Source organism: Frateuria sp. sgz306004, from assembly GCF_057750885.1.
The window spans coordinates 19,391-36,023 of sequence record NZ_JBYLFE010000007.1; the positions used below are offsets into that span (position 1 = coordinate 19,391).

A 16,633-nucleotide genomic window follows, 5' to 3' on the forward strand; every position below is an offset into this window, starting at 1 on the left:
GATGAGCAAGCTCACCGTACTCATGGCCTCGATGCTGCTGGCGGGTTGCGCCAGCGTGGGGCCCAACTACCACGCGCCACAGGAAAAGCCGGTGACCTTGCAGGGCGTGAGCGCCGCGCAGGAATCCACCGATCATTTCCAGGCCAACTGGTGGAAGCAGTTCAACGACCCCACGCTGGATGCCCTCATCCAGCGCGCGGCGGCGAACAGCCCGGATCTCAAGATCGCGTATGCCCGCCTGCGTGAATCGCGTGCCCTGTTGGGCGTGGCGAAATCGCAGCAGATTCCCGACGTGGAAACCGTGGCCAATTATTCGCGCAGCCGCGAACAGCAGCCGGGCTTCACCGATCAACGCGTCACCACCACCAGCTACCAGGCAGGCTTTGACGCCAGCTGGGAGCTGGACCTGTTCGGTGGCGTGCGTCGCTCGGTGGAAGCCGCGCGGGCCGATGCCGGCGCCGGTGAAGCCTCATTGCAGGACGCACAGGTGACGCTGTTCGCCGAGGTGGCGCGCTACTACTTCGACCTGCGTGGCGTGCAGCTGCGCATCGATGTGGCCAATCGCGATATCGAGAACCAGCGCGAGTCGCTGCGCCTGATTCGTGCCCGCGCCGACGTGGGCACGGGCTCGGAGCAGGACGTGGCGAGCGCCAGCGCACGCCTCAGTTCAGTGGAGGCGCAACTGCCGGCCTTGCAGACGCTGGCGCAAAACGACACCGCGCGCCTGGCGGTGCTGCTGGGCGAGCGCCCCGGCGAACTCGACATCGACCTGTCGCCGCAGGCGTTCAAGCCGATCGACGTGGCGCTGGATATCGGCAACGCCGGTGACGTACTGCAACGCCGCCCCGATGTGCGCATCGCCGAACGCCAGCTGGCGGCGGCCAACGCGCGCATCGGCGTGGCCAAGGCCGATTACTACCCGCACATCACGCTGGGCGGCTTTCTCGGCTTTCTCGCCGGGCGCAGCAACGACTTCGGTGGGCCGTCGACGCGTGCGTGGTCCATCGCGCCGAGCATCAGCTGGGCCGGCCTCAACGTGCAGCGCGTGCGCTCCAACGTAAAAGCCAGCGAAGCGCGCGCCGATGCCGCGCTGGCGAGCTACCAGCGCAGCGTGTTGCAGGCGGTGGAAGATGTGGATAACGCCATCGTCGGCTACAACCTGCAGCGCGAACGTGTGCTGAAACTGAGCGATCAGGTGACCCAGAGCCGCCGCGCGGCGGACCTGGCACGCGTGCGCTACAACGAAGGCGCCGCCGACTTCCTGCAGTTGCTGGATGCCGAACGCACGCAGTTGGCAGCGGAAGATGCACTGGCCGATGCGCAGGCATCGATCAACCTGCGCGCGGTGGCGGTGTACAAGGCGCTGGGCGGTGGCTGGCAGGCGTGCGCCAGCGAGCGTTGTGACCAACTGGCCACGACGCCATGAACGCGGTGGCGTTTCCGGGTCGGCCGGCGCGACGCCGTGGCGTCGCGGCCGACCCGGTGCCGGCCCAGCGCATTGCGCTGGTAAGCGGCGGCAATCGCGGGCTGGGGTTCGAAATATCGCGCCAGCTCGCGCTGCAAGGCATCACGGTATTGCTGGGTGCTCGCCATGCCCTGCGCGGCGAGCAGGCGGCACGCGCGTTGCGCCGCGAAGGCGGCGTCGTCGCGCCGGTTTCCCTCGACGTCACCTCCGCCCGCGACGTGGAAGAACTCGCCGCGCGCATCCAGGGCGAGTACGGCCGGCTGGATATCCTGATCAACAATGCCGGCGCGTATTTCGACATTGACGACCAGCCGTCCTCGGTAAGCCTGGATCTGGTGCGCCAAGCGCTGGAAACCAATCTTCTCGGCGCATGGCAACTCACCGAAGCCATGCTTCCGTTGATGCAACGCCATGGCTACGGTCGCATCGTGAACGTCTCCAGCGGCTGCGGCGCCATCGGCAGCGAAGGTAGCGATTGCCCGGCGTATCGCGTGTCCAAGGCCGCACTCAATAGTCATACGCGCATGCTCGCCGCGGAGCTGGCTGGCAGCGGCATTCTGGTCAACGCCGTGTGTCCCGGCTGGGTCGCCACCGATATGGGTGGACATGGCGGGCGACCGGTGACCGAGGGTGCCGCCGGCATCGTGTGGGCGGCCACGCTGCCCTCACGACCATCGATAAGTGGCGGCTTTTTCCGCGACCAGCAACGCATCGACTGGTGAGTTAGTCCGATTGGCACGGTGCCTTCAGGCACTGTCTCGCCTGCGGCGCGCCGCCCAGACTGCGGCGCTTCCGACCCGACGTGTCGATAAGGAGCATGACTCATGTCGTCGAACCTGCTTGCACGCAGCCTGGCCTTCGCCCTCGCCTTGATCGCCACCGGCGCCAGTGCCGGTGAACTGGTCGGGCCTGGCGTGATTTCCACCGGCGGCCAGGAAACCTCCGCCACGCTCACGGTAGATGGCAACACGATGTACTTCATGCGTTCGGACTTCGCTGAAAAGGACGACACCATCCTGCTCACGCACAAGCGCAACGGCCAGTGGTCCACACCTGAAGTGGCGCCATTCTCCGGCCAGTGGCACGACTCGGAGCCGTCGATATCGCCCGATGGCCAGCGCCTGTACTTTGTCTCCAATCGACCGCCGCATGCCGGCGACGCACCACTGGTGGCGGAGATGAACGGCTCGCATTTTCCCGGCAAGAATCTCTGGTACGTGGAACGCCAGCGCGATGGCCGCTGGGGCGAACCGGTTCATGTGGATGGCGCGCTCAACGACAGCGCGATGATCTACAACCCGTCGGTGGCGGCGAACGGCGACATCTATTTCTCCGCCCACCGCGAGGATTCCGGCAAGGCGTACCAGATCTACGTCGCCCGTCGCACCGAACAGGGCTATGCCGCGCCCGAACGCGTGGACCTGGGCGACGTGTCACGCAATCGCATGGACCCGGCCATCGATCCGCAGCAACGCTTTCTGCTGTTCGCCGGCAACGAAGGCGATTCGCTGGGTAGCGCCGACATCTATATCGCCTTTCGCGAGGCCGATGGTCGTTGGGGTAAGCCGATCCACCTGGAGGGTGAGGTGAACAGCCCACAGTTGGAAAACGCGCCATCGCTGGGGCGCAACTTCGGTGAGCTGTACGTATCGAGCAACCGCCGCGAGGCCGTGGCCTATCCGAAGCCACGCGACGACTATCGCTCATTGCAGCAACGCCTGGCCGAACCGCTCAACGGTTCGCGCAACCTGTGGCGCTTCGATATCAGCGATGTGTTGAAGGCGCACGGTATCGATCGTTGAACGCAGCCGCTTCGCTGCTCGTGCGGTCAGCGCGGCAGCAGGTGGCGGTACACCACGAAACCTGATTTCTCGGCTACCTGATCGTAGAGGCGCATGGCGGTGGCGTTGGTTTCGTGGGTTTGCCAGTACACGCGTGGCGATCCTGCCTGTGCGGCGCGTGTGTAGACAGCCTCGATCAAGGCACGCCCCACGTCGCGCCCGCGCGCGGCCGGCACGGTGAACAAGTCTTGCATGTAGCAATTCATGCCAATGCTGATCGTGCTGCGGTGGAACAGGTAGTGCGCCAGGCCAAGCAGCCCGTCGCTATCTTCGGCGACCAATGCGTGCACCGGTTCATGGGCATCGAGAAAGCGCGCCCACGTGGTGCGCGTCACCTCATCCGCCAGCGCCGTGTCGCCGCTGCGCCCGTAGAAGGCGTTGTAGCCATCCCATAATGGTTTCCACGCCATGTAGTCGTCAGCACGTACAGCGCGCACGACCACGAGCGCACTCACCGCTGCACCATCATCGCGAACCAGCGCCAGCCACGCACGCGCTCGGCCACCAGTTTGCAGCTGGTGAGCATCGGCACCGCGAGTAGCGCACCGGGAATACCCCACAACCAACCCCACACCAGCAGCCACAACAAGATGGCAATGGGGCTCAGGCGCATGCGGTGGCCCTGAATCATCGGCGTAATCAGGTTGCCTTCCACCGCGGTGATGCCGGCAAAGGTGAGCGCGGGTAGCAGCGCGGAGCCGGCATCGTTGAAGTTCATCAGCCCCACCAGGGCCAGCACTGTCGTGGTCGTGATGGCGCCCACGTAGGGAATGAAGTTCGCCAGCATGGCCACCGCGCCCCACAGCAGCGGGTCGGGCATGTGATACAGCCACAGCATGCCGGCGGTAAGCGCACCCAGCAGCAGGTTGATCAGCGAGGTGGTGAGGATGTAGCGCGACACCTCGATCTGGATGCTGCGCACGATCGATACCGCATGGCGTTTATAGCCGAAGCTGGGTGAGGCCTCGACCAATCGTCGCAACAAGTGATCGCCGTAGACGAGGAAGAAGAAGACCAACAACACCACGGTGAGCACGGCCGCAAGCACTTTAGGCGTGGAGGCGACCACATCCCATGCATTGATGGCCAATGCGCTGGGGTTGGGTTGTGGCGCGCGCACGTTTTGTCCGGCCACCAGGCTTTGCGTGGCGCGGCTGGCTGCTTCCAGCGGCTGCATGATCGCCTTGAGCTTGGGCAGAAAGCCGCGAATCGCTGCCGGTGATTCATGAAACCACCCCAAGGCGGGCTGGCTCAGCAAACCGATGCCGCTACCGATGCCGGCAATCAGGCCCAGCATCAAGACACTGGCGCACAGCCAACGTGGCAACCCCCAGCGTGCGCCGGTCGCCACGATGGGGTTGAGCGCCAGACCGATGAACGCGGCGAGCACCAGCGGGATGAGCAAGGCCTTGGTGAGCGTGATCGTATACAGCAAGGCCAGCGCCAGCAGCAGCCCGAGCATGACCCGGATCGCCCGCAAATGGCGACGCACGCTGCGTGCACGCTGCATGCGCAGGGCCGTGGTGCGCGGCTCGCGCAGGCTGATACCGGGAACGGCAGGTATCGGCGTACCCGCCGCATCACCGGGGGTGGCGGGCGCATCGGATGGAAGGGTGGGCGTCATGAGAGGTCGAGGTTGTCCTGCGCGAACTCGGCCACCAGCCGCGTCGCTTGGCCCACCAACTCGGCGGCAGTGCCGCTTAGCAATGCGCCGAGGCCCGGCACCCGCAGAGGATGCACATTAAGTTGACCCAGCACGAAGCCGGCACCGGCAGCCATGCCCACGGTGGTAAGCGGGTGCTGTTGACCGCGAGCCAGCAGGGATTGCGCGGGTTCGGCCACGGCTTGGCGCGCGTGCTGTACGCGTTCCTGCGCCGCGCGCACAGCTTGCAATCGTTTGAGCAGACTCATGGCTGGTCCTCCCCGCGGGACTCGCCCTGCGGCTCGGGACGATGCAGGGTCTCGCGCATCATCGCACCCCATTCCTTTCGCGTCGCTGGCAGGCTCATCCAGTGCATGCAGCGGCTGAAGAACACCACCGCGCCGACAAGAAAGCCCAGCTCCAGCAGGGCCAACACCACCAGGGCCCAGGTCCAGGAATGGAACCATTGGGCGAGTAACCAACCCACCAACCCCAGCAGGGTGAGGCCCAGGCCCACACCTGCGACCGTGGCGACCAGCCCGGCCGCCAGCATCCAGTGCACGGCGGTACGCGCCAGGCCTAGTTCGGCGGCGAGCAGCCGTAACTGGGCGCCAAAAAGTTTCTGGACAGCGCGGCCCAGCCGGCCAATGTCATCCAGCAAACCGGGCGGCGGCGGCGGTGCCGCCGGCTCGTCCGGAGTGGCGGGCGCGTCGTCGCGTCCGGTCTGGTCCATCCGCTGTCCTCGTCGTAAGGGATGCTCTGATCAACGGAGCATAGCTGCCACCGCTGCGGACCGCTGGCGGATCGCCGGAGCCTTGGCGAGGGCAGATCTGGCTTCAGCGACGAAGTATGCGGCCTAACAGCCAGCCGGCGCCAAGGGCGATGGCTACGGACTGCACGGGCTTCTCGCGCACATAGTCACGCGCGCGCTCCAGCCATTCGTCGGCTCGGTCGATGGCATCGTCGTAGGCCTCACGGGTGCGCTCGCGGTATTCCTCGGCCTTGACGGACGCGCGGGTGGCGGCGTCGGCGGCCTTGTCGGTGGCGCGATGCAGCCCCTCTTCCACATGGTCGGCTGCCCGGTCCACGGCTTCCTTGGTGTTGTTCACCGCGTTGGTCGTGGCTTGCTTGATGCGATCGGCGCGTTCCTCGATGCGATCGGCGGCACTGCTTTCCTCGTGCGCCTGGACTTGCTTGCTCATGTCGATCTCCGATGCGGCGTGGGATGGATTCCACTGTAACCAATATCACCGACGGGCGCGCAGCGAAGCGCTCCTGCTTCGCTGCGCCACGTCTCAGCTCGCCCGACGGAAGAACGCGATCACCGCGAGGATCAGGAAGATGATGAACAGAATCTTCGCGATGCCAGCCGCCGTGCCGGCGATGCCGGTGAACCCGAACAATGCCGCAATGATGGCAATGACCAGAAATACCAGGGCGTAGTGGAGCATGGATACATTCCTCGTGGCGGGGCAGCGTTTCGCCCCAACCCCATTCACCCACACGCCATGCCTTGCGGGCGTGAAGAAACACTCATGGCAACGCCACGTTGTGCTCTGTTCACGCCAGGCGAAGGAACCATTCAGGCGGCCGCGCTGTTGATCGTGTACGTGCCCATCACTTCTGCCTCGGCCAGCACATGGCCGTCCATCGCGGCACGCAATTGAGCGAGGGTGAAGCCATCGGCGAGACGCAAGTTATCCACATCCAGTGCATAGAGCCGGAAGTGATAGTGATGCACGATGGAATCGTTCCACGGCGGACACGGACCGTCGTAGCCGAGGTATTCGCCGCGCATGTCGGCATCGCCGGCGAACCATCCCGTGTAATCGTTGATGCCTTGCACGCTGCCCGGCGGGCCATAGGGCGCACGCTTGCCACGCGCCACGATACTGTCGCTGCACGCGCCTTCGGCCAGCTCGCCGCATTCGGGCGGAATGTTGGCCATCAGCCAGTGCACGAACTCCACGCGCGGCAGGTCGGCGGGCACAGTGCGACCGGCCTGGTTCACGTCGTCGGGCTTACTCGGCACGTCGACGTCAATGCAGGTAAGCACGAAGGAACGCGTGCCGCGCGGCGCACCATTCCACGCCAGGTGCGGGCTGCGGTTGTCCGACAGCGCCACCGGTGAACCAGGCTTGCCGAAGGCAAGGCGGACCGGAATGGGCTGGCCATGCTCGAAGTTGTCACTGCGCAGTTGCAAGGCGGTTCTCCTGGTACGTCATTGGGAAAGGCAGGCGTCGCCGCGCGGGCGCCACCTCACGGTTTGCTGTAGGTCACGCGATACACGGCGCCGGCGAGATCGTCACTCACCAGCAGGCTGCCATCCGGCAGGGGTTGCACGTCGGCGGGGCGGCCCCAGGCTTTCTCGTCTTGCTCGAAGCCATCCAGCAAAGGCTCATAGGACAAGACTTTGTCGCCGTTGAGACGCACCGTCATCACGCGGTAGCCCGATTTGGTGGTGCGGTTCCATGAACCGTGTTCGGCGATGATGATGGCGCCCTTGTAGCTTGGCGGAAACATCGTGCCCTCGTAGAAACGCATGCCCAACGAAGCCACGTGGGCGCCCAGCTTGAGTACCGGCGGTGTATAGCTCTTGCAGCTCTTGCCCTGGCCAAATTCCGGATCGAGCGTGTCGCCCTGGTGGCAATAGGGGAAGCCGAAATGCTCGCCTGTGCGGCTGAGCTTGTTGAGCTCGTCGCTGGGCATATCGTCGCCCAACATGTCGCGGCCGTTGTCGGTGAACCACAACTGCTTGCTGCCCGGCTGCCAATCGAAGCCCACGGTGTTGCGGATGCCGTAGGCAACATCTTCCAAACCGCTGCCATCGGCATTCATGCGGGTGAGCTTGGCGTAGGCGTTGCCCTTGTCGCACACGTTGCACGGCGCGCCGATGGGCACATAGAGCTTGCCGTCGGGGCCGAAGGCGATGAACTTCCAGCCGTGGTGGGTCTCCGTGGGAAACTTGTCGTACACCACTTCCGGCGTCGGCGGCTTGTCCAGGTGATTTTCGATGTCGCGCAGCACCAGGATCTTGCTGACGGCGGAGATGTACAGATCGCCGTTGCGGAATGCCACGCCCACCGGCAACTGCAGGCCGCTGGCGATCACGCGCACCTTGTCGGCGCGGCCGCTGCCCTTGCTGTCGGTGAGCGCATACACCTTACCGGCGCTGTTGGAACCGACGAACACGGTGCCCTTGGCACCCAGCGCGATCTCGCGTGCGTTGGGCACTTGGTCTGAATACACCGCCACATGGAAACCCTTGGGCAGGGTCAGCTGATTCAGCTGAGGTGCCGCATGAACTGCATGCGCGGCCAGCAGGGCAATGAGGGCGAAAATGAATGTGCGCATGGCCATGACTCCAGCGGGAAGAACGAAAGCGTAGCGCCGCCGCGCCCTTGGTTTAAACCTTTCAGGACGGATCTGGCAAATCGTAATCAAGCACGTAGTGATGGGCGCCGCCCTCGATGACGATCTGCAGCGTGCCGCTGATACCCACGAGCGCGTCGCTGCCCGAATCGGGCACGATGGTGATGGACAACTGCGCGGCGCCGCGATGCAGGGTGCCGCTATGTTGCAGCGCGAAACTGCCTTCATGGCCATGTACGCTGCCGCTGACACGCTCCATCGCGACGTATCCGGCCGATCCATCCACCGGCGTGCCCATCGCCAACATCTGGCCATGGCCTTCGCCGACGAGATCGCCCTGGAATTGCTTGTGGATAAGCATGCGGCCTACGCCAGGATCGGCCGCGCCGTCTTGCGGCGGCTGGGGTGTGATGTCGACTTTGAAGGTTCCGCGTGCTTGCCTGCTCATGTGCGCATCCTCGTCCACGGGCGTCCTGGCGGCGCCTTTCGAAGGCGCATCCTCGGCGCGCTTGCGGCCCCTGTCAACGCCGCTCAGGCGGCGTCGGCCACGGTATTGAAACGCGCGGCGATGTAGTCGTCGGTGAAGCTGGTCATGTCCCAACCGCGAATGAAGCCGCAATGGCCGCCGTAGGTGGAAATATCCAGCTCCACGTTGGCGGGCAGCTCCAGTTTCTCGAAGGCGTCCACGGGGATCACCGGATCATCGCGCGCGGTGAGGATGGTGGCGGGCACATGCAAGTCTTCCAGCGCGCGGCCGGCTACCGAATAGCCGTCCAGATAGGCTTCCAGCGAGCCGAAGTCGGTATGGCGCGCCACTAGCGAGGCGGTGAGGCCGCGCAGGTTTTGCTTGAGCTCGGCCAGCTCGAAATATTCGCGCTGGGGAAACGCCGCTTGCTTGGCCTTGAGCGAGCGACGCCACTTGTGCATGAAGTACGCCTGGTAGAACCACGGCGCGGCTTCCTCCAGCGAGAACAGGCCTTCGCTGGGATCGATGATGGGGCACACCGCCAGCGCATAGCTCAACGGCAAGCCGGCGGCCGGCGCGCGCAGTGCAGCGCGCAGCGCGAAGTTGCCACCAAGGGAAAAGCCCGCCAGCACCATCGGACGCCCCGGGTAACGCTGCGCAATGTCACCCAGCGCGTGCACCACTTCGTCGATGCGGCAGGAATGGAACAGCGCTTCGTTGAGGTGATGGCTATCGCCGTGATCGCGGAAGTTCAGCCGAAAAATGTCCCAGCCATCGCGCAGCAGGCGACTGCCGGTCTGCAGCACATAGGTGGAATCGACGCTACCCTCCCAACCGTGGAACAGCACGGCCAGGCCTCGCGACTGCGGGCGTACCTGCTGCGCCGTGTAAGCGCCGGTGAGGCGCACGCCATCGCCACCGCTCACGGTCACCGGCTCGGCGCCCTGCAACACCGTCTGCGCCATTTTCGGCAGCAACAGGCGACGCACGCCACTGGAGGAGAGCATGGTCTGCACATGACCGCTGCGCAGCGGCCTTGGCGGCAGGAAATCCTTTCCCCTGGGAAGATTCATGCGGGCAGATTCATGCGCGATCGGTGACGTTGGGCTGATCATCCAGCGCGGCGGCGATGCGCTCACGCGACACCTCCGCCATGCGACGGCGCGCCTCGGGCGTGGCCGGCACAGGTTCCAGGAAATGCACTTCCGCATCCAGCGGCGCTTCGCCGAGCAGGCGCAGGAAGTTCTGCATGAAGTTCTCATGCTCGCGGAAGCCTGCGTCCACCACGCGACGGCCACCGCGCGCAAAACGCAATGCCACCGGCTGCACCGGCACTTCGGCATCCAGTGCCGCCTGGAAAATACGCGCGTGGAACACGCGCAGGACACCGTTGTGGCCCGTGCCACCCTCGGGGAACACGGCCACCGAACGGCCACCGCGCAGACGCTCCACCATCACCTGCATCACCGCCGCCAGCGAATGATTGCTGCCGCGACGATGAAAAATGGTGCCACCGCTGGCGGCCAGCCAACCCACCAGCGGCCAGCTGGCGATCTCGGCCTTGGCGACGAAGCAGGCGGCGCGCTGACTGTGCAGCAGCTCGATGTCGATCCACGAGGTGTGATTGGCGACGAACAGCACCGGGTCCGCCAACGGCTGACCAAAGCGTACCGAGCGCAACCCGAAGATGCGCAACAGGGCGGTGGACCACCAGCGAATCGTGCGATGGGGGAAGGGTTCGCGGCCGTTCTTCATGACGGCATGGCGGCCCCAGCTGAGGATCAGCGAGCACAGCAGTACGCCGAGCACAACGTGCAGCAGCAGCATGGGTACGCGCCAGACGTAACGCAGGGGACGCATCAGATCACGACGGGCCGGGGCGGAAACGGTGTGGGTGTTCATTCGTCCAGTTAGTTTAGCGTTAGTCGAGCGCCCTGCGACCCCGTGTCGCGCCAATCAGCGTTCCCATTGGCGCAACGGCAAGGCGGCGGAATGCTTCACCGTGCGCAGCACGAAGCTGGAATTGACATCGGCCACCCCCGTGGCGTTCAGCAGACGATCCAGCAGGAACCGCGAAAAATCCTGCAGATCCGCCACATAGATATGCAGCAGGTAGTCCATGTCGCCGGTGAGGGCGTAGCAGTCCACCACCTCATCCCAGCCATTCACCAGCTCGACGAAGCGCTCCACCGCCGCGCTTTCGTGCTTGCTCAGCTGCACGCGCACGAAGGCCTGCAGCCCCAGACCCACCGCCTGGGGGTCCACCTGGGCGGTATAGCCGGTAAGGATGCCCTCGCCTTCCAGCCGCTGCAGCCGGCGCAGGCAGGCCGAGGGCGACAGGCTCACCCGCTCGGCCAGCTCGGCATTGGTGATGCGCCCGTCGGCCTGCAGCACGGCGAGCATGCGCAAATCGGTGCGGTCCAGGCTAGGCATGTCAACAAATTATCCACAGATCATCATTTGACGCTCGATTATTGCGCAAATGCCTGTGAATGAAACAACAAAACAATCTTCGTGCGCGGCATTGGCCCTATGCTGAGTCGTCCAAACCAGCCGGCCCCGTGCCAGGAGTCCCCCATGAACACCACACCCCGCCGCGTCGAGCACCAACAGACCGACCGTGGCTATGTGCCGGTGTACGCCACCGGCGTGGTGGAGCAGCCCTGGGCCGACTACAGCCGCACGGACCATGAGGTGTGGGACACCTTGTTCAAGCGCCAGTGCGAACTGCTGCCGGGCCGCGCCTGCCAGGAGTTCATGGACGGCGTGGCGCGCTTTGGCCTGGGCGATGGCGGCATCCCCAAGTTCGCCGACCTCAACAAGGTACTGGGCGCCACCACCGGCTGGGAGCTGGTGGCGGTGGAGGGTCTGCTGCCGGATGAAGTGTTTTTCGATCACCTGGCCCATCGCCGCTTTCCGGTGAGCTGGTGGATCCGCAAGCCCGATCAGCTTGACTACCTGAGCGAGCCGGATCTGTTCCACGACCTGTTCGGCCACGTGCCGCTGCTGCTCAACCCGGTGTTCGCCGACTACATGCAGGCCTATGGCCGCGGCGGCATGAAGGCCTTCGGGATTGGCCCCGACGCGCTGATGAATCTCACGCGCCTGTACTGGTACACGGTGGAGTTCGGCCTGATCAACACCAAGGACGGCATGCGCATTTACGGTGCCGGCATCGTCAGTTCCAAGGGCGAGTCGATCTACTCGCTGGATTCGCCTTCGCCCAACCGCATCGGCTTTGGTCTGGAGCGTGTGATGAGCACGCGCTACCGCATCGACACCTTCCAGCAGACCTACTTCGTGATCGACAGCTTCGAGCAGTTGTTCGAAGCCACGCATCCTGACTTCACGCCGATCTACGCCAAGTTGCGCGAATTGCCTGCGCAGGCTGCTGGCGCGGTGCTGGACAACGATCGCGTGTTCACCCGAGGTAATCGCGAAGGTTGGGCCACTAACGCCGATACCTGAAAACCCGGCATCGCGTTATTGATCTCGCGCAACGGCCCGCTACTCGCGGGCCGTTTGCGTTGGTGCGCGTTCACGACTGCGTCCGTATGCCCCAGGTTCGACTGATCCAGATCAAGCGCGTCCAACGACTTCTTCACGACCATGCATTCACCCCGAAGACACACACACAAGGGATGAATCCCATGAAAGCACTGCTACCCATCATGATCGCCGCCGCCTTTGGCGCCGTCGCCATCGCCCCCACCGCTCACGCTCAGGACAACGACAATTGGGTCGTGCGCTTTGGCGTGCATGCGGTCGACCCCAAGAGCAACAACGGCAACCTCGCCGGCGCGCGCGCCAGCATCGATACCAGCGTGCGCCCCACCGGCAGCATCGAATACATGTTCACGCCCAACATCGGCGTGGACCTGCTGGCCGCCTGGCCGTTCCAGCACAACGTGAAACTCGGTGGCCTGGGAAAAGTGGCACAGACCAAGCAACTGCCACCCACGCTGGGCGTGAACTATCACTTCATGCCCGACAGCACGGTGTCGCCGTTCGTGGGCGTCGGCCTGAACTACACGAACTTCTTCAACACCAAGGGCGCCGGTGCGCTCTCGGGTGCCAGCGTGAGCATCGCCAACAGTTGGGGCGTGGCCGCGCACGCCGGTATCGACGTAAAGCTCAACCCCAAGTGGATCTTCACCGCCGACCTGCGTTGGGTGAACATCGAGAGCGATGTGAAGGTCAACGGCGCCAAGGTCGGCACCGCCAAGATCGATCCGCTGGTGTACGGCGTGAGCTTGGGCTATCGCTTCTAAACGGGTTAGGCCCTTACACCGCAAGGGCTACCGGCACGGAAGCCGGGTGGGCCTCCCGCAAGGGAGGCCCTTTGCTTTGGGAGCTACTACCTAGCCATCCATTCACCAACTGCCATAGGGAATGTCGTGGGTTTCGATGTATTGCTTGGTTTCGTCGGACATGCGTACAAAACGTCCGCCGAAACGGCCGAGATCTGGGCCTTCCGGTACCACCGCCGCTTGACCACGCAACATTTCCTGGCTGCTCAGTCCATCGCCGGTCACCCATACCCGCGTTCGCCCGCCAGGGGCGACGCCTACTGTGATATCGCTGCGGCAACTCATCTGCGGCGGCCCATACCAGGTCTTGCCCATTTCGCGATGGGTTAACGCCTGACGCATGGTGTCGGGTACCTCAAACTCCCAAACGTATGCTTGCGGCTCGACCAGCGATTGCCAACGCACGTACACCCGCATGGGTTCGCCCGCTTGTTTCAGGCGCGGGCCACCGCCACCAGCCTCGAGATTGCTCCAGCCCGCGGTGTCACGCATCTCACCCACCACACCTTGCGGCACGTGGTACCAATTGCCGTGCGCATCCAGCACCTCAAGCCTCTCGACCCAGGCCTCCATATGACGCGGCGCTATCACACGAATGGCCCAGTGGGGACATTCCGGAGAGCCGCCATAGGGACGACCACTATCGCAGCCCGACAAAGTCAGCAGCAGAACAAGAATCGTCATTAGCCGAGAAATCATGATCATGTCTCCGCTCAATGCCCCGGCAGCGGATCGAACACCAAGCGCTTGCGCTTGGGAGCCGGTCGGTTGATGAACATGTGCGGGGGCAGCGCCCCGGGCTCCGGGTCGCGGCTTACGCTCTCGTTGCCCTGTGGCACGCCCGGCTCCCACAGCGCGGGCTCCCAATGCGCGGATTGGTGCAGGTAGCGACGCATCAGCAACGCCTCCTCCTCTCCGGTGAGTGGGCATTTGCCGCGACCGTTGTTGCGGGCGTAGACCAGTAGCTTGGCGTGGATGGGTTTGAGTTCGTCGGGCAGCGCCAACTCCGGAACTTCGTCTGGTGTCTTAGTGAATAGAACGCCTGCCTCGGCTGCCAATGCATGCATGATGCGCAACGTCACCAACTGGTACTCGCCACGCACCCAGCGTTGCAAGGTGACGGCGGCAGTTATGGTTTCCATGTCCACCTTGCTGGCGACGTGCGTGTGCGACCAGGTTTGAATGTGGAGCTGGTTGTCGTTCCGCTCGCCCTTGGCGGGCTTGTCTAACAGGCGGTAGTCGAACCACCCGTTCTCCATCATCTCTTCAAAGGCTTGCTTCCAAGCCGGGTTGTCGCTGGGGCGCGCCAGCGGATTGGCCACGGTCTTGACGCGGGTGCAGCTAAAGGGGCGGCCGATCAGCCGATGCTCCCAGCCGAGCATGGGGTAGCCGCCGCCCATGTCGGAGTGCGCGCCCGGCAGCACGATGGTGGTGTGAAAGCCCACCGGGTTACTGGCGAAATTGAGCCGGTATTCGTCGCGGGCGGCCAAGTGCACCACCTTGTCGGCGATATCGCGCGGCAGGTAGAGCTTGACCGGGTCGTTGTCCGCATTGTCGGGAACGCCGATGGCGGCCACGCAATCGAACAGGCCGATAAAGCGGATGCGCAGATCCTGCTTGCTCCAGCCGGGCTTGAGCGGCAATAAGCCTTTCAGAAGCGCTTGATTCATGGCGCTGCCGTCGCCAGCGCTAGGCGGCGCGTATCCCATGGGGCTCGCACCGCCCCGTGCGGCATCGGCGACCCAGGCGAGCGATGCCATGGCATCGCGCAGCGAGCGACTGAATACGCTCTGTTCGCCATGATGAATCAGCCATGCCAAATGACGCGAAGCGGCGGCGCCGCGACTGAAGCCAAATAGATCAAATTCGATCGCGTCGATCACAACGTTCGGATTTTCTCCAATGAACGTCAGAATTTCAGCGACGACACCTCGCATTCCCTCCATGGCGCGGTCTATTACGCCAGTGCCTGCGTATCCGAAAGCACCACCGATAACGGTGTCCTTTTTTCCAGTCACTGTACCAATGCCGGGTACATAAACACTGCGATAGATGGCGAAACGACCATCCTTGCATCGAACCGCCTCATCCAATGCGCGGGTGCGGGAATACAGATCGCGTAATCGATGCACATTGGTCTCGCCACCCTCATAGCTGGCACCCGCCATGTCATTGGCCTTGGCACAGTCGCGCGCCATCTTGGCGAGGATGTCCGGATGCTTGTGCATATCCACGGTGGCGGGCGCGCACTTGGCGTGGAAAGCACGGCTGTTGTCGATATTGTTGCCGGTGCCATCGTTAAATACCCCGATGCGAATCACTACGTGCACGGCGGCGGGGCGCGGGGTGGCAACGGGCGCGCTGGCGCTCATGCCGGCCACCTGCCCGCTGCCGGGCGGGGCGACGCTGGGCGCAGGAGCCTTACCCTCCCCGCCGCCCTTGGCGGTGAGGGGCGGCGCATCGCGGGTATCCAGCGGCAGGCCGCTGTCGTCCTCGTACATCAGGTCGTCGTGCATGCCGATCAGGTGCGCACCGCAACTGGCGCGCATGCCCTCCACGGCAGGGGCGAACCTGGCGAAGGACTGGGTCGATTCCACGATGGGGAAAATGCCCTTGCACTTGCCGCAATAAACCATGTGCCCTAGCCCAGCCACGGCATGGCCTTTATGGCGACTCAACAAGTAGCCATTGAGTACGTAGCCCTCCTCACCGTCGTGAATCACTTTGCAGCAACAGGTGATGCCTTTGCGCTCGGTCATGCGGGAATACTCCGTAAGGTGGCTTACCAACTGCCGTAGGGAATGGGGTTGGCTTGCAGATACGCCTTGGTTTTGTCGTCCATACGGACGTAGCGCCCGCCGAACTGCCCAAGATCGGGCCCTTCCGGCACGACCGTTGCCTGTCCACGCGCGATTTCCATCGGCGGCAAGCCGCCGCCGGTGATCCACAGAATGGTGCGGCCGCCCGGTGCTACGCCCACGGTGATGTCGCTGCGGCAAGCGCTTCGTGGTGGCCCATACCAGGGCTTGGCCGTCTCGCGATGCACCAATGCCTTGCGCAACTCATCGGTCACAGGGAATCGCCAGTAGTACGCTTGCGGCTCGACCAGCGATTGCCAGCGCACGTAGATTTCCTTCGGTGGGGGCATGCCTTCAATGCGCGTGCCGCCGCCACCATCACGCAGATCGCTCCAGCCGGCGGTATCGCGCAGTTGCCCGACCACACCCTGGGGAATGTCATGCCAATGGTTTTTGGTATCGAGTACCCAGAGTGCCTCCACCCAGGCCTCCATATGTCGTGGCGCGGCGACGTCGATGGCCCAAGGTAGGCAGCCTGAGCTGGCATAGTCGGTGCCCATGCTTGGCGGCGGATCGCCGCAGGCATGGAGAAGCACAAGCAGGCTGGCAAGCACCAGCGCGCGAGCGGTTTCCCTCAGGGAACGAGGGACGCCGTTACGTTTGGGCATGAGGTGGACTCCGAGAGGGTGAAACGTCAGTGCTAAGGCACCGCCGCCGCCCAGCGGATCATCTATCACCT

General features: G+C 64.1%; 20 protein-coding genes. 5 read left to right on the forward strand and 15 right to left on the reverse strand.

Translation table 11 applies throughout. The annotated features are described in order from the left end of the window. Position 1: 1 nt before the first annotated feature. From AC3G2C_RS15285 to AC3G2C_RS15295, 3 genes are all read left to right on the forward strand, one after another. Positions 2-1,426: an efflux transporter outer membrane subunit gene (locus tag AC3G2C_RS15285; RefSeq protein ID WP_488385493.1), complete on the forward strand. Its 1,425-nt coding sequence runs from the start codon at positions 2-4 to the stop codon at positions 1,424-1,426. Next, positions 1,423-2,187, forward strand: a complete 765-nt coding sequence (locus AC3G2C_RS15290) for an SDR family oxidoreductase (protein ID WP_488385494.1) — start codon at positions 1,423-1,425, stop codon at positions 2,185-2,187. Before AC3G2C_RS15285 ends, AC3G2C_RS15290 begins: the two co-directional genes overlap by 4 nt. Positions 2,188-2,289: 102 nt before the next feature. Then, positions 2,290-3,267 carry a TolB family protein gene (locus AC3G2C_RS15295; protein WP_488385495.1) on the forward strand — a complete coding sequence of 326 codons (978 nt, stop codon included), beginning with the start codon at positions 2,290-2,292 and terminating at the stop codon, positions 3,265-3,267. Positions 3,268-3,293: 26 nt separating this feature from the next. On the opposite strand, the gene AC3G2C_RS15300 is transcribed toward AC3G2C_RS15295, so the two are convergent. The 12 genes from AC3G2C_RS15300 to AC3G2C_RS15355 all read right to left on the reverse strand — a co-directional run bounded on the left by AC3G2C_RS15300 (position 3,294) and on the right by AC3G2C_RS15355 (position 11,219). Continuing rightward, positions 3,294-3,761, reverse strand: coding sequence for a GNAT family N-acetyltransferase (locus tag AC3G2C_RS15300; protein ID WP_488385496.1), 468 nt, complete (start codon positions 3,759-3,761; stop codon positions 3,294-3,296). Continuing rightward, complete coding sequence (locus AC3G2C_RS15305; protein WP_488385497.1) at positions 3,758-4,930, reverse strand: AI-2E family transporter; 1,173 nt, start codon at positions 4,928-4,930, stop codon at positions 3,758-3,760. Before AC3G2C_RS15305 ends, AC3G2C_RS15300 begins: the two co-directional genes overlap by 4 nt. Continuing rightward, complete coding sequence (locus tag AC3G2C_RS15310; protein WP_488385498.1) at positions 4,927-5,217, reverse strand: hypothetical protein; 291 nt, start codon at positions 5,215-5,217, stop codon at positions 4,927-4,929. Before AC3G2C_RS15310 ends, AC3G2C_RS15305 begins: the two co-directional genes overlap by 4 nt. After that, a complete protein-coding gene (locus tag AC3G2C_RS15315; RefSeq protein ID WP_488385499.1) occupies positions 5,214-5,681 on the reverse strand; it encodes an ABC transporter ATP-binding protein in 468 nt (155 codons plus the stop codon). The genes AC3G2C_RS15310 and AC3G2C_RS15315 overlap by 4 nt, the downstream gene beginning before the upstream one ends. 103 nt (positions 5,682-5,784) lie before the next feature. Then, positions 5,785-6,150: an ElaB/YgaM/YqjD family protein gene (locus AC3G2C_RS15320; RefSeq protein WP_488385500.1), complete on the reverse strand. Its 366-nt coding sequence runs from the start codon at positions 6,148-6,150 to the stop codon at positions 5,785-5,787. Between the two features lie 93 nt (positions 6,151-6,243). Beyond that, positions 6,244-6,399 (reverse strand): DUF1328 domain-containing protein, encoded by a 156-nt coding sequence (locus AC3G2C_RS15325; protein ID WP_114240942.1) that lies wholly within the window; start codon positions 6,397-6,399, stop codon positions 6,244-6,246. Positions 6,400-6,530: 131 nt separating this feature from the next. Then, a complete protein-coding gene (locus tag AC3G2C_RS15330; RefSeq protein ID WP_488385501.1) occupies positions 6,531-7,151 on the reverse strand; it encodes a YbhB/YbcL family Raf kinase inhibitor-like protein in 621 nt (206 codons plus the stop codon). 56 nt (positions 7,152-7,207) lie between these two features. After that, positions 7,208-8,302 (reverse strand): PQQ-dependent sugar dehydrogenase, encoded by a 1,095-nt coding sequence (locus tag AC3G2C_RS15335; RefSeq protein ID WP_488385502.1) that lies wholly within the window; start codon positions 8,300-8,302, stop codon positions 7,208-7,210. A 61-nt stretch (positions 8,303-8,363) separates the two neighbouring features. Then, positions 8,364-8,786, reverse strand: coding sequence for a DUF3224 domain-containing protein (locus tag AC3G2C_RS15340; RefSeq protein WP_488385503.1), 423 nt, complete (start codon positions 8,784-8,786; stop codon positions 8,364-8,366). 65 nt (positions 8,787-8,851) lie between these two features. Then, the gene (locus tag AC3G2C_RS15345) at positions 8,852-9,859 is read right to left on the reverse strand and encodes a YheT family hydrolase (RefSeq protein WP_488385504.1); all 1,008 of its coding nucleotides are present in this window, start codon (positions 9,857-9,859) and stop codon (positions 8,852-8,854) included. Between the two features lie 10 nt (positions 9,860-9,869). Then, positions 9,870-10,646 (reverse strand): lysophospholipid acyltransferase family protein, encoded by a 777-nt coding sequence (locus AC3G2C_RS15350; protein WP_488385505.1) that lies wholly within the window; start codon positions 10,644-10,646, stop codon positions 9,870-9,872. 96 nt (positions 10,647-10,742) lie between these two features. Further along, the gene (locus AC3G2C_RS15355) at positions 10,743-11,219 is read right to left on the reverse strand and encodes an Lrp/AsnC family transcriptional regulator (RefSeq protein ID WP_488385506.1); all 477 of its coding nucleotides are present in this window, start codon (positions 11,217-11,219) and stop codon (positions 10,743-10,745) included. A gap of 144 nt (positions 11,220-11,363) precedes the next feature. Here AC3G2C_RS15355 and phhA point away from each other — a divergent pair, with 144 nt between their 5' ends. Both phhA and AC3G2C_RS15365 read left to right on the forward strand, forming a co-directional pair. Continuing rightward, the gene (gene phhA / locus AC3G2C_RS15360; RefSeq protein ID WP_488385507.1) at positions 11,364-12,254 is read left to right on the forward strand and encodes a phenylalanine 4-monooxygenase; all 891 of its coding nucleotides are present in this window, start codon (positions 11,364-11,366) and stop codon (positions 12,252-12,254) included. Between the two features lie 182 nt (positions 12,255-12,436). Then, positions 12,437-13,057 (forward strand): OmpW/AlkL family protein, encoded by a 621-nt coding sequence (locus AC3G2C_RS15365; protein WP_488385508.1) that lies wholly within the window; start codon positions 12,437-12,439, stop codon positions 13,055-13,057. A 102-nt stretch (positions 13,058-13,159) separates the two neighbouring features. Here the strand turns inward: AC3G2C_RS15365 and AC3G2C_RS15370 are convergent, their stop codons facing one another. The 3 genes from AC3G2C_RS15370 to AC3G2C_RS15380 are packed head-to-tail and all read right to left on the reverse strand — an operon-like array spanning position 13,160 to position 16,562. Continuing rightward, a complete protein-coding gene (locus AC3G2C_RS15370) occupies positions 13,160-13,780 on the reverse strand; it encodes a DUF2931 family protein (protein ID WP_488385509.1) in 621 nt (206 codons plus the stop codon). A gap of 29 nt (positions 13,781-13,809) precedes the next feature. Then, complete coding sequence (locus AC3G2C_RS15375) at positions 13,810-15,855, reverse strand: type VI secretion system family protein (protein WP_488385510.1); 2,046 nt, start codon at positions 15,853-15,855, stop codon at positions 13,810-13,812. A 23-nt stretch (positions 15,856-15,878) separates the two neighbouring features. Beyond that, the gene (locus AC3G2C_RS15380; RefSeq protein WP_488385511.1) at positions 15,879-16,562 is read right to left on the reverse strand and encodes a DUF2931 family protein; all 684 of its coding nucleotides are present in this window, start codon (positions 16,560-16,562) and stop codon (positions 15,879-15,881) included. Positions 16,563-16,633 lie beyond the last annotated feature (71 nt).